Consider the following 25,287-nt stretch of genomic DNA (forward strand, 5'->3'; position numbering starts at 1 on the left):
CACGAGCGCAAGTGTCTGCAGCAGCTGGCGATGCAAAGTCGGCAAGTGCGCGACGAATCCGTATGTCAGATGTAATCGGTGCTGCACTATTCTCGACGCGGCCGGTCATTCCGGCCCTTTCACCCATTCCATTTCGGAGAAACTATGTACGTTTCACATACTTTGCGACGCGCGGTGCTGTGCACCACGGTCCTGGCAGCGCCAGCCTTTGCAACCGTTACCATTGAACACAACGGCAAGAACCCCTTCCCGCTCGGCGGCAAGGTGTGGTTCCTTGGAAAGCTGGACGGTGTCGGCAAATCGATGAAATTCTCGGTCAACGGCATCCCTGGCGGTAACGCGAGCGTCGGCACCATCAATTCCCAAAACGGCGAATATATTGCGCCAATGACCATGCCGCCGAATAACGGGGTGACGGTGACCGCCACCTACCCCAGCGTCCCGCCGCAGTCCGCCAGTACCCAGCTGACCTTCCGTGCGACTACCCCGACGCCGACACCAACGCCGACGCCAACACCGACGCCAACCCCGACACCAACCCCGACACCAACGCCCACCCCGACGCCGACGCCCACGCCAACGCCGGGCAGCCCCGCGATTGCCGGTTGCGAGATGTTCCCCGCCACGGCGATCTTCAACACCCGCATTGACGATCTGGTGCGCTTCCCCGCGCACGCGCGCAGCAGCGCCTGGATCAGCAGCGTGGGCAACACGCGCGCCCTGCACATGGACTTTGGCCGCAACGAAAATCAGAACGATTACGAGACCTACTACGGCATTCCTTACAATGTGGTCGACGGCACGCCAGCGACCACCACCTGGCCCAAGGTGTCGTTCGAAATCATGGATGAGGGCAACGGCGAAGGCGTGCCCGACGAAAGCGACTGCGCTGCACCGGATGCCGCCCATACGCTGACCCGTGCTTGCACCAAGCTGAGCGTGGCCAACCGCCGCTTCCCCTTCCCGAACGACAACATCATCAAGGCCGAATACGGCGCCTGCAACGATTCGAGCGAATGTGGCGACCGCCATGTGCTGACGGTCGAGAAAGGCGCATGCCGCCTGTGGGAAAGCTACTTCACCTACAAGGTGCAGGGCACCTGGCATGCGTACTCGACGGCGGCCTGGAACCTGCGTTCGAACCAGATGCGGCCAACAACCTGGACCTCGGGCGATGCGGCCGGGCTGCCGATTTTGCCGCTGCTGATGCGCGCGGGCGAGGCGTCGTCGGGCGAGGTACGGCATGCGCTGCGGATTACCTTCAAGGACAGTGTGCTCGACAAGAACTTCATCTGGCCAGCCACGCACGCAGCGGGCGGCGCCACCAGCGGCGGCATTCCGTTTGGCGCCCTGATGCGCCTGCGCAGCGACTTCGTCATTCCTGCCAACTGGACCACGCAGGCCAAGGCGCTGGCAACGGCCATGAAGCGTTATGGCGTGTACGTGGCCGATATCGGCAGCAACAGTTACATGACTGGCGAGCCAAGCGCGACCTGGAGCCCGGACACGATCTCGCAGTTGCAGCGGATCCAGATGGCATCGTTTGAATTTGTCGACACGCGCTCGATCACGGGCAACGCCAACTTCAACAGCAATTCCTACCAGGCAAGCTGGTAAGCAGTGTCCCCGGCGCCTGCCGGGGTGCGTATCTCGTTTTTGCTCGCGCCGAGACGCTCGAAAACGAGCAAATTCGAGATACAGAGCGGCGCCGCGCTTCCCTCCGCAGCGCAGGCAAGAAAGAATCGCTTCTCCGCAAAACGTCGCGCCCGCCCCCTACATCGTCCTCGCGTAGGCGGGGACCCATAGCACTTATGCTCAGTGGTACTCTTACTTGTCTATGGGTCCCCGCCTGCGCGAGGACGATGTGGGTAGAGCCAACACTATGCAATCGCCAAAAAAAAACCGCGCCCAAGGGCGCGGCAAAGACAGAGACTTTAGTGTGACTCAGCCCATGAAACCAAGATCCGTCATGGCAAACTTGCCCAATTCATTCTTGAACACTTGTCCGGCCAGCGCATCCGGATCGGCCCCGAACCAGCGGCCCAGCGTGGCGCCGAACTGCTGATTCGAGAACTGCGGAATCCACACGCCACGCCCCGTGGCATCGTCCGGCCCGCCCAGTGTGTAATCCGGAAACGCACCATACAGCCCGCCTTTGACCGCGCCGCCAATGACCAGGTGATGATTGCCCCAGCCATGGTCAGTCCCGCCCGAATTGGCCAGCAACGTGCGTCCGAAGTCCGACATGGTGAACGTGGTCACGCTGTTGCGCGTGCCAATTTCCGTCATGGCAAGCTGGAACGCTGCCATCGACTCCGACACCCGGTGCAGCACATCCCATTGCTGGAAGGCCTGGCCGCCGTGGGTATCGAAGCCGCCGATCGACACAAAGTACACCTGCCGCCCCGGCCCCTGCGCCGCGCGCTGGCGGATCAAACGCGCCACCGTCTTCAACTGCGCGCCCAGGCTGTAGCCAGGGAACACTGTGGCAAGCGGGCTGGCGCTGTCGGCCGCCGCCAGGTCGTTGACCAGATCCATGCCTTGCAGCAGCGCCTTGTTGGCCGCGTTGGCGATCAGATTCGGATTCTCGCTGGCCAGAATCTGGCGCAACGCGGCGCGCCTGGTGTCCGCCTCGGCCTGCGGCCAGAACGTCATGCCCGCCAGACCCAGCCTGCCACTCTCGGGCAGGCGGTTGCCGTGCACGCTGCCGCCTTCCACGAACAAGCCGCCGGCGCCGACCGAGACCGCATCAAGCCGTCCTCCACTGCCAAGCACATCAAGCAGACGGCCGCCCCAGCCAGTGCCTGCACCGGCCGGGCTGCCCGCCTGATTTTGCAAGGTCTGGTCCGGATGCGAAAACAGCTGTGGCGGCACACCGGTACCAGCAGCGTACTGGGCTTTGGTGAGCGGCTGGCGCAAATTGCCCACGTTGAGCACTGCGGCCACTTCGCCCTGCCCGAACAAGGCATCAATCTCGGGCAAGCCGTAGTGGAAACCGAAGGCTTGCTGCACAGGATTCGGCGTGGCCTGCAGCATGGCACTACGGCCGGCAAGCAGGGTCTTGGCCGAGGTTGACAGCGCCAGCCCGGCAGCACTGCGCGCGCTGTTGTATTTGGCGTAGCGGTTGGCATCGAGCGGCACGATCAGGTTGTTCCCATCGTTGCCGCCAAACAGGTACAAGCACACCAGCGCCTTGTAATCGCTGACAGCGGCCTGGGCAGGCGCAGCCCCCAGCAATCCCATGGTGCCGAGTGTGCCCAGCATGCTGACCTGGGCAGAATTGCGCAGAAAGCCGCGGCGCGAAGCGTTTGTTGGTTTCATCATGTTTCCTTTTGGGTCACTGGTGCACGGCAAAGTCGGACACGGCTGCCAGATACAGCGCCGTGAGCGCGCGCTGGCGCGGATCGGCTGTGGCAGCAATGCTCGTCGTGAGCGCGTCGCGGGTGGCAGGCGTCATGCGGCCCGACAGCAAATTGGTGTTGACCAGATTGATCAGCGTAGCCACGTTGGGCGCGGCGTTCACATAGGGCGTGATATCGATCTTGATCATGCTCGACAAATTCCCCGCCAGCAGGTCGTAGCTGAGATTGGCACGCAGCACCGCCAGACTGGGTGCGTAGATCTGGAACTCCGGCCCATACAGTGCCGGTGATCCCGGCAGCCTGGTCAACGGTGAATAGAAGTTGAACACGCTGGGCGAACGCAAAATTTGCTGGTTCACGTTGCTGTAGTTCCAGAACAGATTGGTCGGATCAAGCACCTGGCCATTCAGCGCGCGCACCAGGCCCAGCGTGTGCAGCATCGGATCCTTGAGCTGCCCGCGGCTCGAGTCCACGTTGTCGGCGCGCGCCTCCGGGTCGGTCAGCACGGCACGCAAGGTGGCGGCGAGATTGCCGCGTCCTTGTGGCCCCCGCGCGAAGACCGCAGCCACGCGGCCGATGTACGCCGGGCTTGGGTTGCTGGTCACAAAGGCCCGGATCAGGCGCGTGGCAATAAACGGCGGCAGGTTGGGATGCTGGAACAGATTGTCCATTACCGCGTCGTAATCCTGCACCGCGGTCTGCCCGGCGAGCAGGTGGGTGCCATTGAGCAGGGTCTTGGCGCTTTTGTCGTGATAGGCATCGCGCGGCTCCAGCGGGCCGGTAAACTTCTCCCAGTTAATGCCGGTCGCGCTGTTGCCAGGATAGGTCCAGCCGCTCAGGGCGCGCGCGTATTCGCCAATCGCTGCCTGATCGTAGGTGGGGATGGTGTCGCCGAAGCGATCGCGCTGCGCACTCCCGTCCTCGTTCATCATGTAGGTGCCGATGGTGAACAGCTGCATCACTTCGCGCGCATAGTTTTCGTTTGGCGAAGGCAGGATGCTGTTGCCCATGTCCAGATACTTGCCCATGGACGGATTCAAGGTCATCTCGCGCAATAGATTCTTGAAGTTGCCGAACGCGTGGTTGTGCAAGGTGGTCAGCCAGGGCTGCATTTCATTGGCGTATGGATTTTTTTCCGCCGAGATCACGAACAGCTGGGACAGCGCGAAAATCATGCGTTGCCGCAGCTGGTCCTTGCCGGACGCCATATTGCGGTACCAATTGATGGACAACTCGTTCAGGCTGCCCGCCACCGGCATGGGACTGGCCGGCATGGCGAATTGTTCATTCAGCCAGGCGGCCTGGCCGATCGAGCGCACCCTGGCCAGCTCGGTCGGGGTGGCGCCGAAGGTGGTCTGGTCGAGGAAACGGGCTGCAGCAACAAGTGCCGCGTCTGGCGCTGGTGTCGGTGTCGGCGTCGGCGTCGGCGTCGGCGTCGGTGTCGGTGTCGGTGTCGGTGTCGGTGTCGGTGTCGGTGTCGGTGTCGGTGTCGGTGTCGGTGTCGGTGTCGGTGTCGGTGTCGGTGTCGGCGTGGTACAGCCCACCACGCGGGCCTGATAATTCTCTGCCGAGGTGCCGGTTACTGGATCGACTACCTTGATGCCAATGCCGCCGTTTGACTGCCCGGCAATGCCCTTGGCCACCAGGCTGGTGCCGGAAACGTAAGTCGTGCTGACCGCCTTGCCACTCACCCAGACCACTGATTTCGGCGCGTAGCGCAGCCCCGTCACGGTCAGTGTGTACGCCTGGCCGCACTGCAAACTCAGCGGTGCGACCGAGCTGATAGCGGGTGCCGCCAGCCGCAATGTGAAAACGCGTGAGCCGGTGACGGGCGTGGCACCGTCGGTCGTCGCGCTGATGGTAACGGCATTACCCGGCGGCATAATCGTTGGCGCCAGGTACTCGCCATTTTGCGAATTGACCGTACCGAGCGTGGCGTTCCCGCCCGGGATGCCATTCACGGCAAAATTCATGTGCTGACCGACACCGTCGAGCTTGCCAAGCAGCCAGATCTTCTCGCCCAGCTGGTAGGGCGCGCTGCCGCTTGCTTCGATCGTCACCGTCGCGGCGAATGACGGGCTTGCCATCATCACGCACACCGGCGCCCAGCACCACATACTGATCCCTCGCATCACAACCTCCATGTCCTTGGCCTGCCGGACGGCAGAGCGAAGGACATGATTGCAAACGCGTCGTTACGGATGCCTTACAAAATTTGAATTATTAATAGAACGATATTCAAATAAGCGCTATCTGTTGCTTGCTTCCTTCAAACCCAGCGACACCGCCAGTTTTTCGGTTTCCAGCGAGGGCGCCACGCCCAGCACGATCGACAGCGTATCGCGGCAGCGGCGGTAAGCGCCGAACGCGGCGGCGGTGCCATCCTTTTGACGGGCACAGCGCATCCAGCCGCGGTAATTCGCTTCCGACAAGGGCTCCGCCTCCAGCGCGCGCTGGTACAAGCCCAGCGCCGTCTCCCATTCAGCGCCCGCCTCCAGATCCTGGCCCAGCCGGGCCACCGCAGCGAGAAAGACGTTGCGTGCACGGTCGCGCATGGGCAGGATCCAGCTGTCTTCGATGCCGTCGCAGAAAGGACCGCGGTACAGCGCCAGCAAGGACGCGGCAAGGCGGCGGATATCGTCGACCGGTGCCGCCGCTGGCAAGCTGGCAATGGTCAGACAAAGGGCATCCAGCGCCGCCACATCGGACCACACCTGCGCCTCGTTGAGCCAGATTCGTCCACCTGCAACCGTGACCGCGTCGTCACTTCTGAGCAGCTTGCGCAGCCGGTGCAGCGTGACATTGAGGGCCGAGCGCGCCACGTCGGCATTGCCCCATAACTGGCTGACCAGCGATGGCTGGGTGCGCCCACCCTCGCCTGCCGCCACCAGGCTTTTCAGCAGGGTCAGAGGACGCTGCTGGGCCTTGCCACTTGGCGCCAGCTCGGTGCCGGCCAGGGCTATTTCAAATTTGCCCAGCGTGCGCACCGCCACTGGCCATGGCCAGCCTGGCACCGAACGGTGCGGCGACACCAGACTCTGGCGGGTGGCGATAGCTGCAGCGTAAGTGCTGTCGATCTCGTTTTCCAGCGCCAGCGCGACGATCCGGGCGGCCAGCTGCGGCAGAGCGGCAAACAGGAGCGCGCCACGGCGGCGGCGATGGGCCTGCAGCGCGGCCTGCAAGGCTTCACGCGCAGCGCCAGTGTCGCCTTGCTGCGCGTGCGCGCAGGCTTGAATGAACAAGGCCTCCTCGCGAAGCAGCGCCAGCTGCACGCCGCCTGCCAGATCGGCGGCAGCGCCATAGCAGCGCGCCGCGCCGTCGAAGTCGCCCTGCCATGCCAGGCAGGCGCCCAGCAGCGCCTCGCACGTGGCGCGCTCGGATGGCGGCATGCCGGCGTCGTAAGCGAAACGCACCGTGGTGCGGGCCGCGTCGAGCGCGCCGGCCAGGTGACCAGACAAGGCATGCCAGTGCGTGTCGAGCAGGCTCCATTCGGCCAGCGCACGCCCGGCTGCGGGCATCATTTGATCGAGCACGGTGCGTGCCGCAGCCAGTTCGCCCGTGTCAATCAGGTGCCGCGCGTGCAGTGCCTGATCTTGCGCGCCGTCGCTGCCGATCAGGCGCGCGGCCATCATTACCTCTTGCGCGCGCTCTTGCTGGCCTTCCTTGTTGTACCAGCGTGCCACGTGACGCAGCCAGCGCACCTGGTCAAGCGCGCTCGCATGCTCGACCTGCGCCAGCTGCGTGATCAGCGCGCCGGCGCGCGCCGCGTTGTCGCTCATATCGAAGTAGCGCAGCACGATCGCGCCCGCCGCAAGCAATTCCGATGCTTGCGCGACAGGCTGCATGGCGGCCAGGGTACGTTCGCAGCACGCAGTCAGCCGCGCCTGATCCGGCACGCCAGCCAGCAGCGCACACAGAAGACGCGAGTGCACACGCAACAGGGCCACCGGATCGGACCACAGCGCTGCGTCTTCGGCGCCTGCAGCCAGTACCTCGCGCCACTGTTCCAATCCGGCTGGATCGGCCCAATCGGCCTCGTAACTATCGACAATGGCAGCCGCAGCCAGCAGTTGATCGACCCGCTGGCCGGATTGCCGGAATGCCGCTTCTGCTTTCATCAGCAGCGTTCTTGCATGCCGGGGCCGCAGCTCGACCAGCGACATGCCATGCCAGTAATCGAGCTGCGGCATCGCTTGCGCGAGCATTGCATCCAGACTGCTTAGCCACAGGCGCCAGCTTTCGCCACGGCCCATGGCCAGCATGCCCGCGGCAGTGCGCACCAGGAAGCGCGCAAACGCCGCTGCATCGCCGGCTTCCTGGAACAAGCGCTCTGCCTCGTCCAGCCGGCCGCTTTGCTCCATCAGCACAGCCGCGCGTCCGCTCATGGCCGTCAGTGCCGATGCCTCGAGCTCACTGCGAGCCCGCCCCCGCAGAAAGTCGCCAAACAGCGGATGGAATTGATAGATGCCGTCGCTGCTGCGCTCAACAAACTGGCGCGTACGGCATAACTGCGCCATCAGGCGCGGCGCCGCGTCTGCGCCGGCCAGTCCACCAATGTCGGCCTGCGCCAGCGAGGGCGCGCAAGACAGCAGCAACAACGCATGCCGGTCAGGCGCAGCCATCGGGCCCAGGACTTCGCCCTCAAAATAGCGGAACACAGCGTCCACGCCGCCGGCGCGCAGCATCGCTAGCGCCGCCGGCCAGCCTGCCGCAAGCGCCACCCAGGCGTCGGCGCTGTCGCCCGCGCCAGCCATGGCAAACGCTTCATCGCCCTGGGCGCGCAGAACATCCCAGTCCAGCACCGTCAGCGTGCCACCAAGTTCGAGCCGCGCCAGTCTGGCAGGCGGGGTATCGCGGCTCAGCGCCAGCAGCGTCACACCATCCGGTACTTCGCTGAACGCGTACTCGAGCAGCTGGCCGGCGTTATCCCAATCAAACTCCTGCAAATTGTCGAGAACCAGGACCGCGCCGGTCGGCAAGGCCGCATAAAAGGTACGGAAGAACAGACGCGCGAAACCGGCCGCGCCGCTATGCAGATCCGGCGCCTGCCATGCCATGCAGCCGTCGAGCTTGCGCAAGGCTTCGGAGAAATAGAAGAACAAGGTACCGGGATCGGCGTCCGCGGCATCGATGCGGCACCAGATCGCTGGCGCGCGGTCATGTTCCAGCCAGCTTGCCGCCAGCGTCGACTTGCCCGCGCCCGGCGGTGCCGCCAGCCAGATCACGCGGTGCTGCAAGCGCAACTGGCCGATCAGCGCAAACAGACGCGCACGCGCCAGCACGCCCTGCACGCGCGGGGGCGTGAGCTTTGCATACCTGGTTGGCGGGAATTGCGGCGCTACCGCCGCCAGCCTTTTCGCAGTCGATCGCATGGTGGTTCAAGTCTTTGCATGGATGCTGGCCGGGCCGGCGGATCGCGCTCGGTGGCCTGTGAAGTTGTATACAATACACGATTGCCTTTTGCCCCTACCAATATCATGTCGATCTTCAAAGCCGAGAACCTGGCACAGGCGGATCAGCGTGCAGCCTTGCCGCAGCCGCGCCACAGTGTGCTGGTGGTCGACGATGTGCGTGCCAATGCCTCGGTCATGGCCGCGATCCTGCGACCGCACTTCAATTTGTTTGAAGCACATGACGCCGACCAGGCGCTGGCCTTGCTCGATGCCTTGCCTGCCGGGCAGACACTGGCCTGCATCATCAGCGACCACCGCATGCCGCGCATGAGCGGCGTGCAGCTGTTCGACCTGCTGCGCCAGCGCGTGCCGCACACGCAGCGCGTCATGGTCACCGGCTACATGGACATGGACGCACTGGTGGACGCCATCAATCGCGCCGAAATCTACCGCTTTGTGGCCAAGCCCTTCGACGCCACCGACTTCCTGCTGACGGTGCAATGCGCCGCCGCCGCGTTCGAAACCGTCCAGGCGCAGGAGGCACTTGAACACGCGCAGGCACACCAGCTGCACGAGCTGCGCGCGGCGCTGCACGCAGCGCGCGGGCATCAGCAAGCACTGGAAGCGCAGCTGCGTGCACGCAGCCATGCCCCGTCTTAGGGCGCCGCCCCGCTGCATGCCATCAAGGCCACCTTGTTGATGCAGGCGCCGTAGCCATTCACACCACTGAACAGATAGACCGAGGTCCCAGGCGCCGCCGGTGGGGCCGGGAACGATGCAGCGCCATTGACCACTTTCTGCTGCGCGCGGTTATCCTTGCGCTGCACGCAGACGACGTTGGCCGGCAAGCCGCGCAAGGTGATCGCCCCGCTGCCGGGCGCGATGGTGCACGCTAGCGCAGTACCGCAAGTGCTGCCGGTACAGGTGCCGGGAACCGTGCCGGCTGCCGGGTCCTGGCTGGCGTCGTACAGGAAGCCATGCATCGCCACGTTCCACACCATGGTTTCCCAGGTACTGAACTCGTTGCTGTTGATGAGGGACCAGCCGTCACCCCAGCGCCGCAGGCCGGGCAGCTTCTCCCACGCGGGGAACAGCTTGTTGCTCACGGCCGTCTGATAGGCGGCGCCACTGCGGCCCTGGCTCGGGCCATAGATCACGATGCCAGGCACGTTGCCCTTTGGTTTGCCCACGTGCTCCTGCGTGACGCCGTCAGTGAGGCCAAACTTGGTGAAGTAGGAATCCAGATGCGCAGGGCTGCGCGGCACCACCGTTCCCAGGCCCGTCACAAACGAGCGGTTCAAGGGATTGAGGCCGAGCGAAAAATCGGCGTACTGGCTCACCGCATTGGTGTAGGCCTGTTTTTTGGCCGAGTCACTGGTAAAGCGCGCGGCAAACGCATACACGTCGGCATACTTGCCTTGCGTGGTCGCGGCGCCCCAGGCGACGAACTTGGTGGCGCCCTGGGCGTAGGCTTCATTCTCTGGCGCTGGTCCCATGTACGTGCCATTGTCGGCAAAGCTGAAGATGCGCTGCTTGAGTGCCTGGGCCAGTGCTGCGTCCACCGGTCTGGCTTGCTGCGTCAGGTAGCTGACAAAGTGCACGGTCTGCGCGCTGGCGGCCAGGTTGCCTGGCAAGTACTGCTCGGGCCAGCTGCCGCCAGCGACCACAATCGCCTGCGCCGTGCGTTTGAACAGCGCATGGTAGGTCTCTTCGCCAGTGGCCAGGTACAGCTGCAGCGACGCATACATGAAGCGCGTTTTAACGGCCCGTACATCGGCGGTGCGTGCAAGGTAGGCCCAGGCAGCGCGCGCCCGGCCCAGCAATGCGTCGGCGCGGGCGCGGTCATACGGACGGATCACGCGTGAGGCTTGTGCGAAGATCCCGGCCGACAAAGCGGTGACGTCTTCGCTCACGGCCCAGGTGCCGTAGCGGCCAGGATCGTTGGCGGCACTGTGCACGCCGTACACGGGATGGCGGTCGGTTTCCGTACCGGCGCGTACGCCGCCGTACTGCGGGTCCTGCTTGTCGAAGACCTGCAGATTCTCCCATCCCAGCACGGCCCACATGGCTTCATCGACAAAGTCCGGGATGCCATTGCCGGACTCGGGAATCTGGTACTGACGGTCGATGAAATGGGTGGGGAAAGCGTCGTAGTACGACAGCATCAGGATGGGAATAATCGTGTGCATCGGACGGCGGTCGAAGTCGCCCGCATCGTGATGGCCGCCGCGGATCGGGTGCATGGCCGCATTCGGCGGCACCGTCAGCACCGGCTTGTCGACCCATGGCGTGCGCGTGTCGGCCACACGCTGGTGGCACACGGCGCGGGTATGTTCGGTGTACGGCATGTCGAGCGCCATGCCGCAGCGCTGGTGGTACAGGCCGCGGGTTGAAACGTAGGCGATCTCGCGGCTGGCCGCGTCGCCGACCAGGAAGGGATGTGAACGGCCGCAGCCTGCAACGGCCACAAAATAAGGGCCGCCTTCAGGCACGCGCTCCAGTGGCAAGCGATACACATGCTCGCCCGATGCTGCTGCGCCGGTGCCGGTGTCGTCCTTGATGTAGCGGCCCTGGCCCGCGGTGACCACACGGCCGCTGCGCGCGTCGATCACTTCGAACGCGGGCGCCGTGCTCAGTTTGACGGCACCTGCGTCGCCCAGAAACGCGCCAAAGTTGGCATAGCGCGAAGTCGCCAGCTTGCTGTAACCAACCTGGTTGACCTTGACCGATTCGCACAGCGTGCTGCGGCTGCTGAAGGTGAGCGCCGTGTTCCCATAGGGCGTGGTGATGGCATACGGCCGCCCATCGGCCAGGGCCTGACTCATACGCAGATAGATGCGGTGCCTGACCGTTACCGGGAACAGGTTCGGACTGCTGGCCGTCAGCGAGCGCTCTTCGTCATACGGCATGGACATGCGGCTGATGGCCCCAACCTGGGCACCATTGATGCGCCATTTGGCCAGCGCCAGATCGAGCGGGTCGGCACTGCTGGCGGTACCACCAGCCTCGTTGCGTTTGTCGGTTTGCAGCTCGACCATCAGGACGCCGGGCGCGGCGCCCTGTACGCCAATGATGGCGGTAGCGGCATGGACGGCGGGCGCCAGCATCGAGGCAAGGAAGGCGGCAGCTAGATAAGTGGGTTGGCTGGGCATGACGGTCCTGTCAGTGAATGCGAACAGCTGCGGACTGTACTATTTGAAAAGTTACAGATTGATTTCAGCTGGCCCAAAATCCCCGTTGTGTTTCTTGCAAACAAATCGTTACAGTTATTTCGTTGACACGTGCGCCGCAGCTGCGCAGCGCGTGGCAGGATCGCTTTATCGCATCCAACTTCGTGAGGAGTAATTGCATGGAAACAATGGAACTGCAACGTGGTCGCTTGATCGACCACATTCAGCTGGTGGTGCGCGACCTGGCTGCATCGAAGCGCTTCTACAGTGCCGTGTTCGAGGTGCTGCAGGTCCCGATGGGCGGTAGCGGCGAGGATTTTTTCTGGGCCGACGAATTGTTTGTGTCCACCGCCGACAGTCAGGCGGCGCACGGCGCACTGACCGGACGCTGCCACCTGGCATTCCAGGCGCCAGACCGCGCGGTGGTCGAGGCGTTCCACAAGGCGGCCGTGGCCGCCGGCGGCAAGGATAACGGCGCGCCGGGCGAACGCCCCTATCACCCCGGTTACTACGCCGCGTTCGTGACTGACCCTGACGGCAACAATATCGAAGCCGTCTTCCATGGCGAGGCCAAACGCAGCGCGCCGTCGGTGCGTATTACCTTCTGAGACAGCAGCAGAAAGACTTTCCGGCCACGATGATGCTCAAGCATAATGCTTGAACAACATATCAATAAGGCCAGCCTTGCAAGAGAACCAGAGCAATTCCCTCGATGACGACGATGGCGCCCCCGGCTGGGACGCCATCGATGGCGCCCTGTTCCCCCTCTACGGGGAGACCAAGCCACAGCACATGGGCACCGTTCTGCCGTACATGTTTGGCGGTCCGGACCCGCTGGACGGAATCAGCATCTACCAGCGCACCGAGCCTGTTCCGCACTGGCATTATGTGACATACGGCTTTTCGGAACTATATGCAAAAGAATCGGAAGATCCGGCTTGCAGCGGTTATGGCATCGAGCTCACCTTCCGCTTGCGCGCACACGAAGACGACACCAGCGCGCCCATCTGGGCCATTTCGTTTCTACAGAATCTCGCTCGCTACGTCTTTGAAACAGGAAATGTGTTTTCCCCTGGGGACCGCATGTCGGCCAATGGACCGATTGCCGTGGAGATGCCAACCGCCATTTGCGCCATGGCATTCGTTCAAGACCCGGAGTTGCCACCGACCGACACGGCAAATGGCCACCTGACGTTTCTGCAAGTTGTCGGCTTGACTGTGGAAGAAGAACAAGCCGCCAAGCATTGGCAGACCGATAAAATGTTGCAGGCATTGCTGACGCACATGCCCCTCTGGGTGACCGATCTGGGACGCGCTTCCCTGCTGAACAACCCGGCGATCATGGCCGAAATTCAGGCCGGGACGGAACGGGATGGCTCATCCAGCGGTGCTATCTATACTGCTGTGCTGACAGTGCGGGAACGCAAGCACCTGCTGCGCGCAACGGTCGTGGAGGTGGAAATGGGCGCGCACCAGATCATCGATGTATGCGCACTTTTGCCACTGAGGATACCGTTTGAACAGCCATATTTCGTCAATGGCCCCGACTGGCAGATTCGATTTGAACCGGGTAAGGAATGCGGCGTAAAGAAGGAAGAACGCGTTCTCATCGTGACGATGGACGCCGCTTGCGCCCGTGCTTTCGCCGGCACGGTTCTGGCGAAAGCGGGACGCTACCAACTTGCCGCCCTACCGACAGTGGTGTGGCAAGTAAAGCAAACCTTGATCAAGGATGCCAACGGCAGTGTCGTGCGTACTGTCGGCTAGCGAGTCAGCCTTCGTTCAGCGCGGCGCGCGGACCCGCCATGCCAGCCCGCCCAGCATCATTGCCAATGCAAACAGGGCCAATGCCGACGGTTCCGGCACATCGACACTGGGCTCGTAGGTCGTCAGCACCAGATTATCCAAATTAAGAATTTGGTTCGGGTTATCTGGGAGCACCGAGAAGCTGTAGAAGGGCTCGGGACTGATCGCCACCAACTGACCGCGCAGGAAACTGCTTCCCGCAGCAGGGTTGAATAATTGCTCCCACCAGATCGCATTGCCATCGATGTCGTACAGGGTGACCGTGACGTTCCAGATCGAGTAGCTGTCGATGCTGAGGCTTGACATCGCCGTGCTCAACTGCACGATCGGGTTCCTCGAACTCATGAAATGGTTGCTCGGGTCGCCGTTATAAAAACTGGTTTGCAACAGTTGGCCCTGCGTGAAGGTCAATCCAAGTGAGGCGTACTGCGTGGACAAGGTTTGCAGGTAAGTATTCGGCATGGCGACATCATCGGCCGTGCCGAGGATGCCGTCCAACCCAGGCGTGTGTTCAAAGTCAATGCTGATGGTGCCAGCAAACGCTGGCGCCGCGAACAGACCACATAGCGCGAAGAGGATCGAGGAAGCAAGTTTTTTCATGAGGCGTCAGAGGAAGGAGTAAATGGGATCGAGTTGCTTTTTGAGCATACTTTACATTCGCAATTTAATCTACATTCGGACTGGCAGATCACGCACCTTTGGTCACTCTCAATCCCCGCTGCCGCCGCGCGCTTATCATCGGGCGCACCTCCACTGTCCACCTGCCCAGCCGCCATGAGCCTTGCCGTTTTACGCAGCCGCGCACTGTCCGGCATGGAAGCGCTGGAGGTCAGTGTGGAAGTACACCTGGCCAATGGCCTGCCTTCGCTCACCATTGTTGGCCTGCCCGATGCCGAGGTGCGCGAATCGAAAGATCGGGTGCGCGCCGCCCTGCAAAATGCCGGCTTTGAATTTCCCGCGCGCCGCATCACCATCAACCTGGCGCCAGCCGACTTGCCGAAGGAATCCGGCCGCTTCGATCTGCCGATCGCCATCGGCATTCTGGCGGCATCAAAACAGATTCCCGCCGCGGAACTGGATCAATACGAATTTGCCGGTGAACTGTCGCTCTCGGGCGAGTTGCGGCCCGTGCGTGGCGCGTTGGCCATGACCTTCGCCATGCAACGCGACCCCGTGGGACGTGAGCGCGGTTTCATCGTGCCGATGGAAAATGCGGACGAAGCTGCGCTGGCAGTGGACGCCCGCGTTTTCCCCGCGGGAACGCTGCTGCAAGTATGCGCTCACTTTTGCGCGGCTGCGCAGCAAGACCGCCTGGTGCGGCATCAACCAAAGGACAGGCAGGGCGCGCCCTCGTATCCCGACTTCTCCGATGTCAAAGGCCAAAAGACCACCAAGCGTGGCCTGGAAATCGCTGCCTCGGGTTCACACAGTGTGCTGCTGATTGGTCCACCCGGGGCCGGCAAGACCATGCTGGCTTCGCGCTTTCCGGGTTTGCTGCCGGCGATGAACGACGACGAAGCGCTGGAGTCGGCCGCCCTGCAATCACTGAATGGGATCTTCAATCCGCAACGCTGGAAGATGCGGCCGTTTCGCAGTCCGCATCACACCTGCTCCGGCGTGGCGCTGATCGGCGGCGGGCCGCTGGCGCGGCCGGGCGAAGTCTCGCTGGCGCATCTGGGGGTGCTGTTTCTTGATGAACTGCCTGAATTTAACCGCCATGTACTGGAAGTGCTGCGCCAGCCGCTGGAGTCTGGCCAGGTCACCATTGCACGTGCGGCGCGGCACGCCGATTTTCCTGCACGCTTTCAACTGATTGCGGCCATGAACCCCTGCCCTTGCGGCTACCACGGTCACCCTTCCGGCAAGTGCAATTGCACCTTCGAAGCCGTGCTGCGGTATCAGAACCGGATTTCCGGTCCCTTACTGGACCGGATTGATATTCAAATTGAGGTGGCGGCCATGGATCCGGAAGTACTGGCGCGTCTGGCCGATGGCGACAGCAGTGCCAATATTGCTGCCCGGGTGGCCAGCGCCCACGCGCGCCAGTTTCAGCGCCAGGACAAACCGAACGAACGCTTGAGCACACAGGAGATCGACCGTTACTGCAAGCTCGACAAGGCCGGCGAAGCCGAGTTGCGCGCGGCCATGCAGCAATACCACTGGTCAGCGCGCGCGTACCACCGCGTGCTCAAGGTGGCGCGCACCATCGCCGACCTTGATGGCGGCAAGCATGTGTCGGCGGGCAATGTGCACGAAGCAATTCAGCTGCGGCGCGGTCTGCGCGAACGCTGACCGCGCCGTGCTCAGCGTGCTCGCCGGCGCGCGCTGGCCAGTCCTGCCAGACCCAGGGCAAGCAGCGCCAGGGAAGCGGGCTCTGGCACGTCATTGCCGCGCAGATCAATATTGTCGAACTGATGGAACGGGCTTTGCTGCACCCAGGTCACGGAATCGAGATTGTCGAACCCGCTCAGCACGAAGTGCTGAAATGCCAGCGGTTCGCCAACGTTGAAGGATTGCATCACTGTACCGCCGCCGTGCACGTGTCCTGTGAAGCTGACCTGGGCACCGTCAGAATAGAAGGTCGATACTCTTGCCAGATCGATCGCAAGCAAGGAAAACACAGTGCCATCCATGCGCGCCAGCGTCGTGGTTTCGTTGGAAAAATTGTTGAACAGGCCGGCGGATCCCGCATACCAGCCAGCCAGATTTTGCTGAGCACTGGCAAACAAAGTCGTGGCCGTCAGTCGGTAGCCATCTTCCTCATAGACTGCAAAGGTCTGGAAGTCGGTACCAGCCTGCTCGAGTGCATCAAAATCAATGCGCGCGGCTTGCGCCGGGGCCAGGAAACTGGACGTGAATAACAGTGCGGCGAACAGGATACGCTTCATTTGGAACCCCTTGTCGTGGATGACACACTTATTTCGATGCGGCAAATAAGTTATAAGCAAGACATGTACCAGCGGGGCAATAATGAGCGTATTCAAGCACTTGGTGCATGGCGTCCGCCCTTATTTTTCCAAACTGTAAGAAGTCCCGACAGAAATTACTTTCCATCGGGTACTACAGCGGCCTACACAGTCAAGTTCCCTTCGATGGAATCGTCCAGCGTCACGCCGACCGCAGCACCGATCATCATTTTCACACCGGCTACGGCGTTGCCATGCTTTGTGTCCCAGTAATAGCCATGCGAAGGGGCGACCTTGATCACCGTGATGCGAGGATCATCTTCGCCCTCGGTAAACCAGGTCTTGAGAACAAACTTCCACAGTTGCTTGATGCGCGCTTTGTCGCGCGAGACTGTGGCGTGCCCCTCCAGGTGCAGAAATTCGGAATGCGGGGAACCCTGGAAGAACAGACGCACATGCGCATTGTTCTGCAATTCCTGATTCTTGTGACTATCACTGGCGCTCATGAACCACAGATTGCCTTGCGGGTCGACCTCGAGCACGCTCATCGGACGCACATCCTCATTGCCCGCCTGATCCTTGGTGCAGAAGAAGCAGGTCTCGGCAGCTTTGATGATGGCCGCCATCTTCTCGACAGCGGCGCTGCCGGACAGATCTTCCATATTGTGTTCAGGTTGCTGCTTGTTAATCGAATCCATGTGAATCTCCTTTTTTCTCAGTTTGTCCATGACAAATCCTACGCCAGCGGCGGCTGCTTCCATGTTCGCTGGCTAACAGAAAACCCAAGTCCTGCTACCATGACGGGATGCGACTATCCCGACTTCAGCCTTACGTTCTGCCTGTTCTGGCCGCGCTCGCGCTGGCTGCCTGCAGTCCCAAATACAATTGGCGCGACTACAGCAGCAACGACGCGCCCTTCCGCGTGATGTTCCCGGACAAGCCAGCCACGCATACCCGCGCCATCGATTTGAACGGCCTCAAGCTCAACATGACCATGACCGCTGCCCAGGTCGATGGCACGACGTTTGCCGTGGGCACGGCGGAAGCGCCCGACGCTACCCTTGCCGAGGCTGCACTCGGGTCCATGAAGACAGCCCTGGTCAACAATATCGGCGCCACCATCAACAGCGAAAAGACGGCGCGCGCGTCCTCATCGAGCAGCGCGGCAAGCGCGCGCAGCGCCGCCATCGACGTCCAGGCCAGCGGCAAACGCAACGGTGTGCCGATGAAACTGATCGCCCATTTCGAATCGCGCGACAAGCGCTTTTACCAGGTCATCGTGATGGGGCCAGAGAAAGAAATGTCGAAAGAAAACGTCGACATGTTCATGTCCTCATTCAAGTTGCAGTGAGGCGGCTATGAGCGCGACGCTCAAGGGCGCGGCGGCGCTGCGGGTTTTCTCGTGTTTCGCGTTCGGCTACTTGCTGTCGTATGCGCTGCGCTCGATCAACGCGGTCATCGCGCCAGCCCTCGTCACCGAACTCCACCTGAGCAATGCTGACCTTGGCCTGCTCTCGTCCGCCTACTTCGTGGCCTTCGGCTGCATGCAGCTGCCACTGGGCATCTGGCTCGACAAATATGGGCCGCGTCGCACCGAAGCGGCCTTGCTGCTGCTGGCGGCGCTGGGCGCGCTGGTGTTTGCCAGCAGCAGTACCTTGATGGGCTTGTGGATTGGGCGTGCGCTGATCGGCATTGGTGTGTCGGCCTGTCTGATGGCCGCACTCAAGGGATACCGCCAGTGGTTCCCCATGGAACAGCAGGGCAGGCTTGCATCCTGGATGCTGATGGCAGGCACCTCCGGTGCTCTGAGCGCCTCGGTGCCGGTCACCCTGCTGCTGCCGCACACGGGCTGGCGCGCGCTGTTCTATGGCATGGCTCTGCTGTTGCTGCTCACGGCCGCCGGCCTGTTCTTTCTGCTGCGCGATGCAGAACAGCATGCCGATGCAACCGTACCGGTGGCAGCAAACGCTGCAGCCGGCGGCTACCGCACGATTTTTCGCGCGCCCTATTTCTGGCGTATCGCGGCGCTGGGCTTTGTGAACCACGCGATGTTTGCCGCGCTCCAGACCCTGTGGGCGGGCCCGTGGCTGACGACCGTGCTGGGCGCCAGTGAAGATCAGGCCAGCGGCATGCTGTTTGCGATGAATCTGATCCTGATGCTCGCTTACCTTGCGCTGGGCTGGGCTGCACCACGGCTGGTGCGCGCAGGCTGGGATATGAACCGCCTGATTATCATCGGGACGGCCGGGATGGCGCTGGCGCAAGCGGCCATGGTCGTCGCAGGCGGGTCGGCCGCCTGGCTGCTGTTGCTGGTGCTGGCCTTGTGTGTGCCTGTGACCTCGCTGGTACAATCGGGATCCGGTCTGGCCTTCCCTGCGGCGCTGGCCGGGCGTGCCAATGCCGCGTACAACCTGACCCTGTTCCTGGGCGCGTTCACCTGGCAATGGGGCTTTGGCGTACTGGTTGATCTCATCAAGGCGGGTGGAGCAGCGCCGGCGATGGCGTTTCGCCTGACCATGGCGGCCATGGTGCTGCTGCAGCTGGCCGCACTGGGGTATTTTCTTTTTCACCGGGTCGAGCCGGATAAGTACGCGCAATAAACTGTTTTTTCGCTTGCGCACGTGTGCGGGATGACCGCGCCGCGAGTTCGTGTTATCGTTTCGTCATGAACCACACTGTAAGAAAGCTCCTATGTTAATCACGTTTACGTCCAAGGCCGCAGCAGAAGTGTTGATGTACAAGGAACACGCCAAGCGCATTCTGGACTTGCTGCACAAAGATGCCTCCCGCGGTGTCATCACGGCAGCCGAAATGCCGCACGCGGTCGCGGTACTCGAAAAAGAAATCGATGAACAGCGCAAGCATTTGGCGTCTGAAGAAATCCAGCGCGACGTGCACGCGCACCACGGTGAAGCCGGTGACGACGCCGAGCACGAAGAAGTTGAAGTCGTCGCCTTCCCGACGCGCGCTTATCCGCTGCTCGAAATGCTGCGCGCTGCCCAGGCAGGCGGAAACGACGTCCTCTGGGGCGTGTAATGCCGGCGCTGGTGGCGCCCCATACCCACCAGCTTGCCGCCGCCGATGGCACCTTGTTGCATGTGTCCGATTACCTGCTCCCTGGTTCGAGCGGCCCCAGCATTGTGCTGATGCACGGGCTGGGCGAACACAGTGGACGCTACCGCCAGCTGGCTCACTTTTTCAATCATCTTGGCTTGTCGGTGCGCTGTTATGACCACCGCGGACATGGCCGTTCGCAAGGCGCGCGCGGCGACGTGCCGAACGGTGATCCCATGCTGCAGGATGCCCAGATCGTGATTGAACATTTCGCGGCGCGCTTTACGCGTCCGCCCTTCCTGTTCGGGCATAGCATGGGCGGCTTGTTCGCAGCGCGTTTCGCCCTGAGCGGCGTCACACCGCTGCGCGGGCTGGTGCTGTCGTCGCCGGCACTGTCGGTGGGTCTGTCAGCGCTGCAGCGGCGGCTGCAGCGGTTCCTCCTCAGCGTGGCGCCAAGGCTGGCAGTGCCGAACGGCTTGCAACCTGATTATTTGTCCCACGACGAGGCCGTCGTTCGTGCTTATAAAGCAGATCCGCTGGTGCACGGTAAAATCAGCGCGCGCCTTCTGCAGTCGATGCTTGAATCGATCGTCTATTGCCAGCAGCATGCGGTGACGCTGGCGATGCCGGTACTGCTGCAGGTGGCGGGCGACGATCGCCTGGTCGACGCCGCCGGCAGTCATGCATTCTTCGCCAAGCTGCCTTCAGGGCGCGCCACACTCAAGCTGTACGAGGGATTTTTTCACGAAATTTTCAATGAGGTGGACGCGGCCCGTCCACGCGGCGACTTGCAGCACTGGCTGAGCACTCAGCTCACCTGATACAGTCGTGCGTAATGCTTGTTGCGCATCGCGACCCGCCACATGGTACTGACAATGGCGCACGCGATCCACATCGACCACAGCGTGTGCGTCAGGAAGTGCGCGCCGCGCAGCTGCTGAATCCAGCCAATCACAAAGCCCAGCAACAGCATTGCCGCGCCCATCAGCGCCGCTTTGCGCGGGTGTTCGGGCAGCCAGAAGACGGCCAGCGACACCAGCCACAATGCGGAAGACGCGTGCCCGGCCGGCATGCAGTGACCCGCCGGCACACCGGCGATCAGCGGTTGCAGCAGCCGCACGTAAGGCTCGTCGCCGCCAAACGCCACCAGGTCCCAGGGACAATGCGAGTAACTAAGGCGTTTGAGCAGACTCACGGCCAGCGGCACCAACAGTGCTGACAGCGCGACCAGGCGCATGCGCAAGCGCAGCCGTTCGTCCCAGCGCTTGCGCGGGCGCCACAAGTCATACGCTACTGGCAGGATGAAGCACGCAGCAAGCACGATCATGATCCGCTTGATGTACTTGTGATTGACGGTCTCTGCGAACCAGGCGTGCCGCAGCGGGAACGCGACCGGACCGTTGCCGGCCATCGCATGGGCAAGCCACATGTCGATATCTGTCACAGCGCCGATCGCCAGAATGACAACAGCGCATAGCGCCAGAACAGTGGTGGTACGGTTAGACGTCATTGCGGCAAGGTCCGACGAGATCGAGACGTGGATTGTACAGCGCCGTATTCACATTCAGCATCCCGAGCACGGAGTGGAACACGTTATCGTGCGAAAAACTCTGGCTTGTGCGCGCGGCCAGACAGCGCTGATCGATCTGATAGCGATCGCGATACCCCGCCGACAGCCAGAGCATCAAGGGAACCTCGCGCTGCTCGGCCGGCGCGATCATGTAGGGCGCGCCATGCAGGTAAAGATTGTGCTCGCCGAGCGACTCGCCATGATCGGAAAAATACAACATCGCGGTGTTGATCGGGTCGCGTCGCTCGCTGGCCTTGAGTAGTTCAATGGTCTTGTTCAGCACATGATCGGTGTAGAGGATCGTATTGTCGTACGCTGCCACGATCGACTCGCGCGAGCACTTTTCCAGCTCGTTCGTTTCGCAGACCGGGCCAAAACGCTGGAAGGCAGCGGGATAGCGCTTGTGGTACGCCGGTCCGTGGCTACCCTTCTGGTGCAGCACGATGACCAGATCGTCGCGCGCTTCATGGATGATCTCCGGCAGGCGCTCGAGCAGGCGCTCATCGTAGCATTCATCGGCAACGCACCACGGGTTCCCCTTCTCGGGCACCGACAGATCCTCGTAAGCCACCCGGTCGCAAGCGCCCTTGCAGCCTGAATTATTATCGCGCCAGAGTACTTCGAAACCGGCGTGACGCAGCACATCGAGCAAGCCTTCCTGGGCATAGGCCTGGGTGTCCGAATAGTGTTCGCGTCCCAGCATGGAAAACACACATGGCAGCGACACCGCGGTGGCCGTGCCGCACGAAGCGACGTGATTAAAGTTGAGCAGCTCTGGCTGCAGCGCCAGTTGCGGGTTGGTCGCACGGGCATAGCCATTGAGCGAAAAATTTGCCGCACGAGCGGTTTCGCCGACGACAATGACCGTGACCGAGCGATGCTTGTTCTCGCTCGCGGTGACACCCTTTATCGCATCGGTACCCAGCGGGGCAACGACAATGCGGCGCGCGAAGCGCTGCTTGATATAGCCATTGATGGCCTGGATGTAGTTCGTTGGTGTGAGCAGGTAGCGCAGCTCGCGGTGCTCGCGCAAGGTCGGTGCCAGCGTCTTGAAGAACACCACCAGCAGCACCAGTGCCAGTGTCAGTGACAGGGCTGCGACGCCGGCACGCCGGCCCAGGCCGCGCAGGCCTTGCGGAAAGCTGACCTGCGCCCGCCACACAAGCAATGCAGGCAGCACACCGAGCAGCGACAGCGCAAGCAGCATCTGAACGCTGAACAGCTCACTGGCTTCACGTACATCGGTCTCGAACAGGTTCTGGATCATCGACTTGTCGATCTGCACACCGTAACTGACCATGAAGAAGGCAGTCAGCGCTGTGGCGACAAACAGCGCGATCAAAATCGGCTTGAGCACATAGCGAAAACTGAATAATGCGAGAACCGCATTGAACAGCAGCGCGATCAGGACAAAGCATCCCAGCAGCAGTGGGACTTGCGACATGCTGAAGCCACCGGCGGCGGCACTGAAGCTGCGCCAGAAGGCGACGTTGTAGGCGCTGGCCAGCAAGGCCGATGCCAACAGGGTCAGGACATCGTGACTGAGGCGGGGACGGGTGAATATCTTCAATGGACAGCCTGCGAACGGTCGATGCCCCGAGATAGGGACATCAGAGTCACACAGTACTACCGCGCTCGTCAAACGGCCGTCAAGCCAGCGTTAAGCGCGCGTTAAATCGTCCGCCGCCTCGGCCCCGTTGAAGCGGATTTCGAAACGGGTACCGCCGCCGTCCCGCGTCTGGACAGACAGTGTGGCATCAAGGTATTCGCAAATGCGCTTGACCAGTCCCAGACCGAGCCCCGTACCCGATGAAGGCCCATCTTGCGCGCTGGCGCTGGCGCCACTGAGCACGGCGACAACGGCGCCGGGCAAGCCAGGGCCCGTATCTTCCACGATGACGGTGCGCGCTCCAAGGCTGACCGTGACCGAGCCCTTCTCGGTGTATTGACACGCATTGCGCACCAGATTGCCGATAGCGGCCGCGCATAGTTCGGGAGGCGCGTTCACGATGAAGGAATCGCCGCCCGCGAAACTCAGCGCGACAGCCTTGCTCGCAACCAGAGATTGGTATCGAGCCACCTCCGATTGCGCACTGGCGGCGATGTCGACGGCCGGTCGCGGCAGGCGGGCTGGCGCGCGCGCCAGCATCAGCAGCACACTGACCGATTCGGCCGCTTCACTGGCGGCGCGATAAATGCGTTCGGCTGGTCTGGCGACGGAAGCATCATTTCCATGCTGCTGCAGCAGGATCTCGGCGGCGCCACTGATGATGGTCAGCGGGGTGCGCAGTTCGTGACTGACATCACCGGTGATGAAGCGCTCACGATCCAGAAAGCGGCGCAACTCCGCCGTATGTTCGGCGAGCGCGCGCGCAAGCACACCAAGTTCGTCGTCGCGGTCCTGGAGCGGCAGCTCACGCTCGGCCTGGGGCAAGGCTTCGGCCAGTGCCAGAATCGGATTGACGAATCGCCGGCCGATGTAGCCGCCCACGAACAGGGAAAACAGCAGGCTTCCGGCAAACGCAAGCGCAAACAGCGAATACACCACCAGTTCGACTTTTTCATAGTCGCTCTCGTGATCGACGACCACAAAACGGCCATCCTGATCACTGCCGGACAGCACGTGCAAGCCCACACCGTTCATGTCGACTTCATGCACACCATCAGGCAGATCACGCAGCGATACCGGTATTTCACGGTCATGATGAAACGTCACCCCGGCCGGCATGGCGACCGGCAAACCACTGGCCTGACGCGGCGACGCCCATTTCGCCACTTCCTCAAGACGAGCGTCCACCAGGCGCTCTTCAATGCCCTCAACAGCGATCGCGCAGGTGACCGCGAAGAATATGGTCGATCCAAGTGTGAAAATAAGATAGGCCATCGAGATTCGACGGCGCAGCGATTTAGACGCTTTCATTTGGCTCCGTCAGTTGGTAACCCAAGCCAGGCACGGTACGCAGCATGGGAATCGCAAATGGCTTGTCGAGCACTTGGCGCAATGCATGCAGGTGCGTGCGCAGCGCATCGCTTTCGGGCCGGTCTTCACCCCACACCTCCTGCTCAAGCATGTCGCGTGGTACCAGTTTGGGCGATTCACGCATCAGACACCGCAATATCACAAAGCCGGTCTTGGTCAGCGCAAGCGGCATGCCATCGCGAGTGACCTGATACGTATCGGTATTGAAGCTGAGCGGGCCGACGGCAAGAATATTGGCATGCCGATGTTCGCCGCTTGCCCGCCGATGCAGCGCATTGATGCGCAACTCGAGTTCCACCAGCGAGAACGGCTTGACCAGATAATCGTCGGCGCCTGCATTGAATCCGGCTTGCTTGTCTTCGAGGGTGTCGCGTGCGGTCAGCATCAAGACCGGCGTTGTGCTGTGCAATTCCGAGCGCAGCCGGCGGCAGACATCGATACCGCTCAGACCTGGCAGCATCACATCGAGAACGATCACGTCATAGGTCTGTTCGGCCAGTAGCGCCAGGGCGGCATAGCCGTTGCCGACAGAATCGAGGACAAATCCCTTCGGCTCGAGAAACCCGTACAGGTTGGCGACAATGTCGGGGTTGTCTTCGATGATCAGAATGCGCATCCGATCATTCTAGCCGAAAAAAAACCCGCTACACGGAGCGGGTTTTTTCTTTATAACTAGCCTGACGATGACCTACTTTCACACTGGTTGCAGCACTATCATCGGCGTAAACTCGTTTCACGGTCCTGTTCGGGATGGGAAGGGGTGGTACCGAGCTACTATGGTCATCAGGCAAAACTGGTACTGGAAACTGCTCCGGCAATGGGCAGCAGCTTCACGGTGTTTTGTCATGCAGGCGCATATTATACTACAAGTAAGGGACGAAAAAAAACCCCAGAAGCATTTCTGCTCTGGGGTCTTTCTTTTATAACTAGCCTGACGATAACCTACTTTCACACTGGTTGCAGCACTATCATCGGCGTAATCTCGTTTCACGGTCCTGTTCGGGATGGGAAGGGGTGGTACCGAGTTACTATGGTCATCAGGCATA

The 25,287-nt window shown here is 61.9% G+C and carries 20 protein-coding genes and 2 rRNA genes; 9 read left to right on the forward strand and 13 right to left on the reverse strand.

The window, feature by feature from the left end; genetic code table 11:
* The first annotated feature begins 144 nt into the window (after positions 1 to 144).
* Positions 145 to 1,617 (forward strand): hypothetical protein, encoded by a 1,473-nt coding sequence (locus tag BUC24_RS19090; RefSeq protein WP_178372567.1) that lies wholly within the window; start codon positions 145 to 147, stop codon positions 1,615 to 1,617.
* A 327-nt stretch (positions 1,618 to 1,944) separates the two neighbouring features.
* Here BUC24_RS19090 and BUC24_RS19095 read toward each other — a convergent pair whose 3' ends face one another.
* The 3 genes from BUC24_RS19095 to BUC24_RS19110 all read right to left on the reverse strand — a co-directional run bounded on the left by BUC24_RS19095 (position 1,945) and on the right by BUC24_RS19110 (position 8,734).
* Complete coding sequence (locus tag BUC24_RS19095) at positions 1,945 to 3,321, reverse strand: DUF1501 domain-containing protein (RefSeq protein WP_073219840.1); 1,377 nt, start codon at positions 3,319 to 3,321, stop codon at positions 1,945 to 1,947.
* Between the two features lie 16 nt (positions 3,322 to 3,337).
* Positions 3,338 to 5,494, reverse strand: coding sequence for a DUF1800 domain-containing protein (locus BUC24_RS26365; protein WP_178372568.1), 2,157 nt, complete (start codon positions 5,492 to 5,494; stop codon positions 3,338 to 3,340).
* A gap of 117 nt (positions 5,495 to 5,611) precedes the next feature.
* Positions 5,612 to 8,734: an AfsR/SARP family transcriptional regulator gene (locus BUC24_RS19110; protein WP_083598998.1), complete on the reverse strand. Its 3,123-nt coding sequence runs from the start codon at positions 8,732 to 8,734 to the stop codon at positions 5,612 to 5,614.
* A 105-nt stretch (positions 8,735 to 8,839) separates the two neighbouring features.
* Between BUC24_RS19110 and BUC24_RS27010 the strand changes: the two genes are divergently transcribed.
* Positions 8,840 to 9,415: a response regulator gene (locus BUC24_RS27010; protein ID WP_178372569.1), complete on the forward strand. Its 576-nt coding sequence runs from the start codon at positions 8,840 to 8,842 to the stop codon at positions 9,413 to 9,415.
* On the opposite strand, the gene BUC24_RS19120 is transcribed toward BUC24_RS27010, so the two are convergent.
* Positions 9,412 to 11,907 (reverse strand): glycoside hydrolase family 9 protein, encoded by a 2,496-nt coding sequence (locus BUC24_RS19120; protein WP_083598999.1) that lies wholly within the window; start codon positions 11,905 to 11,907, stop codon positions 9,412 to 9,414. The genes BUC24_RS27010 and BUC24_RS19120 overlap by 4 nt on opposite strands.
* A 197-nt stretch (positions 11,908 to 12,104) precedes the next feature.
* Between BUC24_RS19120 and BUC24_RS19125 the strand changes: the two genes are divergently transcribed.
* Complete coding sequence (locus BUC24_RS19125; protein ID WP_073219851.1) at positions 12,105 to 12,533, forward strand: VOC family protein; 429 nt, start codon at positions 12,105 to 12,107, stop codon at positions 12,531 to 12,533.
* Between the two features lie 184 nt (positions 12,534 to 12,717).
* Positions 12,718 to 13,692, forward strand: a complete 975-nt coding sequence (locus tag BUC24_RS19130) for a suppressor of fused domain protein (RefSeq protein WP_083599036.1) — start codon at positions 12,718 to 12,720, stop codon at positions 13,690 to 13,692.
* A gap of 15 nt (positions 13,693 to 13,707) precedes the next feature.
* Here BUC24_RS19130 and BUC24_RS19135 read toward each other — a convergent pair whose 3' ends face one another.
* On the reverse strand, positions 13,708 to 14,331 hold the full coding sequence (locus BUC24_RS19135) for a PEP-CTERM sorting domain-containing protein (RefSeq protein ID WP_073219857.1): 624 nt from the start codon (positions 14,329 to 14,331) through the stop codon (positions 13,708 to 13,710).
* A 174-nt stretch (positions 14,332 to 14,505) separates the two neighbouring features.
* Between BUC24_RS19135 and BUC24_RS19140 the strand changes: the two genes are divergently transcribed.
* Positions 14,506 to 16,023, forward strand: a complete 1,518-nt coding sequence (locus BUC24_RS19140) for a YifB family Mg chelatase-like AAA ATPase (protein ID WP_073219859.1) — start codon at positions 14,506 to 14,508, stop codon at positions 16,021 to 16,023.
* An 11-nt stretch (positions 16,024 to 16,034) separates the two neighbouring features.
* On the opposite strand, the gene BUC24_RS19145 is transcribed toward BUC24_RS19140, so the two are convergent.
* Positions 16,035 to 16,619 carry a PEP-CTERM sorting domain-containing protein gene (locus BUC24_RS19145; protein WP_073219863.1) on the reverse strand — a complete coding sequence of 195 codons (585 nt, stop codon included), beginning with the start codon at positions 16,617 to 16,619 and terminating at the stop codon, positions 16,035 to 16,037.
* A 182-nt stretch (positions 16,620 to 16,801) separates the two neighbouring features.
* Positions 16,802 to 17,335, reverse strand: a complete 534-nt coding sequence (locus BUC24_RS19150) for a pyridoxamine 5'-phosphate oxidase family protein (protein WP_073219866.1) — start codon at positions 17,333 to 17,335, stop codon at positions 16,802 to 16,804.
* A 107-nt stretch (positions 17,336 to 17,442) separates the two neighbouring features.
* Here BUC24_RS19150 and BUC24_RS19155 point away from each other — a divergent pair, with 107 nt between their 5' ends.
* The 4 genes from BUC24_RS19155 (at position 17,443) to BUC24_RS19170 (ending at position 20,512) form a co-directional block, all read left to right on the forward strand.
* On the forward strand, positions 17,443 to 17,988 hold the full coding sequence (locus BUC24_RS19155) for a hypothetical protein (protein WP_073219868.1): 546 nt from the start codon (positions 17,443 to 17,445) through the stop codon (positions 17,986 to 17,988).
* A gap of 7 nt (positions 17,989 to 17,995) precedes the next feature.
* On the forward strand, positions 17,996 to 19,237 hold the full coding sequence (locus tag BUC24_RS19160) for an MFS transporter (protein ID WP_073219873.1): 1,242 nt from the start codon (positions 17,996 to 17,998) through the stop codon (positions 19,235 to 19,237).
* 91 nt (positions 19,238 to 19,328) lie between these two features.
* Entirely contained in the window at positions 19,329 to 19,673 is a 345-nt protein-coding gene (locus BUC24_RS19165) for a DUF1840 domain-containing protein (RefSeq protein WP_073219876.1), read from the forward strand.
* Positions 19,673 to 20,512: an alpha/beta hydrolase gene (locus BUC24_RS19170; protein WP_073219879.1), complete on the forward strand. Its 840-nt coding sequence runs from the start codon at positions 19,673 to 19,675 to the stop codon at positions 20,510 to 20,512. The genes BUC24_RS19165 and BUC24_RS19170 overlap by 1 nt, the downstream gene beginning before the upstream one ends.
* On the opposite strand, the gene BUC24_RS19175 is transcribed toward BUC24_RS19170, so the two are convergent.
* The 6 genes from BUC24_RS19175 to rrf (BUC24_RS19200) all read right to left on the reverse strand — a co-directional run bounded on the left by BUC24_RS19175 (position 20,500) and on the right by rrf (BUC24_RS19200) (position 25,283).
* Positions 20,500 to 21,201 carry a phosphatase PAP2 family protein gene (locus BUC24_RS19175; RefSeq protein WP_073219882.1) on the reverse strand — a complete coding sequence of 234 codons (702 nt, stop codon included), beginning with the start codon at positions 21,199 to 21,201 and terminating at the stop codon, positions 20,500 to 20,502. The two genes, BUC24_RS19170 and BUC24_RS19175, sit on opposite strands and share 13 nt — an antisense overlap.
* The gene (locus tag BUC24_RS19180; protein ID WP_073219885.1) at positions 21,191 to 22,831 is read right to left on the reverse strand and encodes a phosphoethanolamine transferase; all 1,641 of its coding nucleotides are present in this window, start codon (positions 22,829 to 22,831) and stop codon (positions 21,191 to 21,193) included. Before BUC24_RS19180 ends, BUC24_RS19175 begins: the two co-directional genes overlap by 11 nt.
* Before the next feature lie 90 nt (positions 22,832 to 22,921).
* Positions 22,922 to 24,181, reverse strand: a complete 1,260-nt coding sequence (locus BUC24_RS19185) for a sensor histidine kinase (protein ID WP_073219889.1) — start codon at positions 24,179 to 24,181, stop codon at positions 22,922 to 22,924.
* The gene (locus tag BUC24_RS19190) at positions 24,168 to 24,857 is read right to left on the reverse strand and encodes a response regulator transcription factor (protein WP_073219892.1); all 690 of its coding nucleotides are present in this window, start codon (positions 24,855 to 24,857) and stop codon (positions 24,168 to 24,170) included. The genes BUC24_RS19185 and BUC24_RS19190 overlap by 14 nt, the downstream gene beginning before the upstream one ends.
* A 59-nt stretch (positions 24,858 to 24,916) precedes the next feature.
* Positions 24,917 to 25,029, reverse strand: a 5S ribosomal RNA gene (rrf, locus tag BUC24_RS19195).
* Between the two features lie 141 nt (positions 25,030 to 25,170).
* A 5S ribosomal RNA gene (gene rrf / locus BUC24_RS19200) occupies positions 25,171 to 25,283 on the reverse strand.
* Between the last annotated feature and the right edge of the window lie 4 nt (positions 25,284 to 25,287).

It is taken from the genome of Massilia sp. CF038, assembly GCF_900129765.1.
GTDB lineage: Bacteria > Pseudomonadota > Gammaproteobacteria > Burkholderiales > Burkholderiaceae_D > Telluria_A.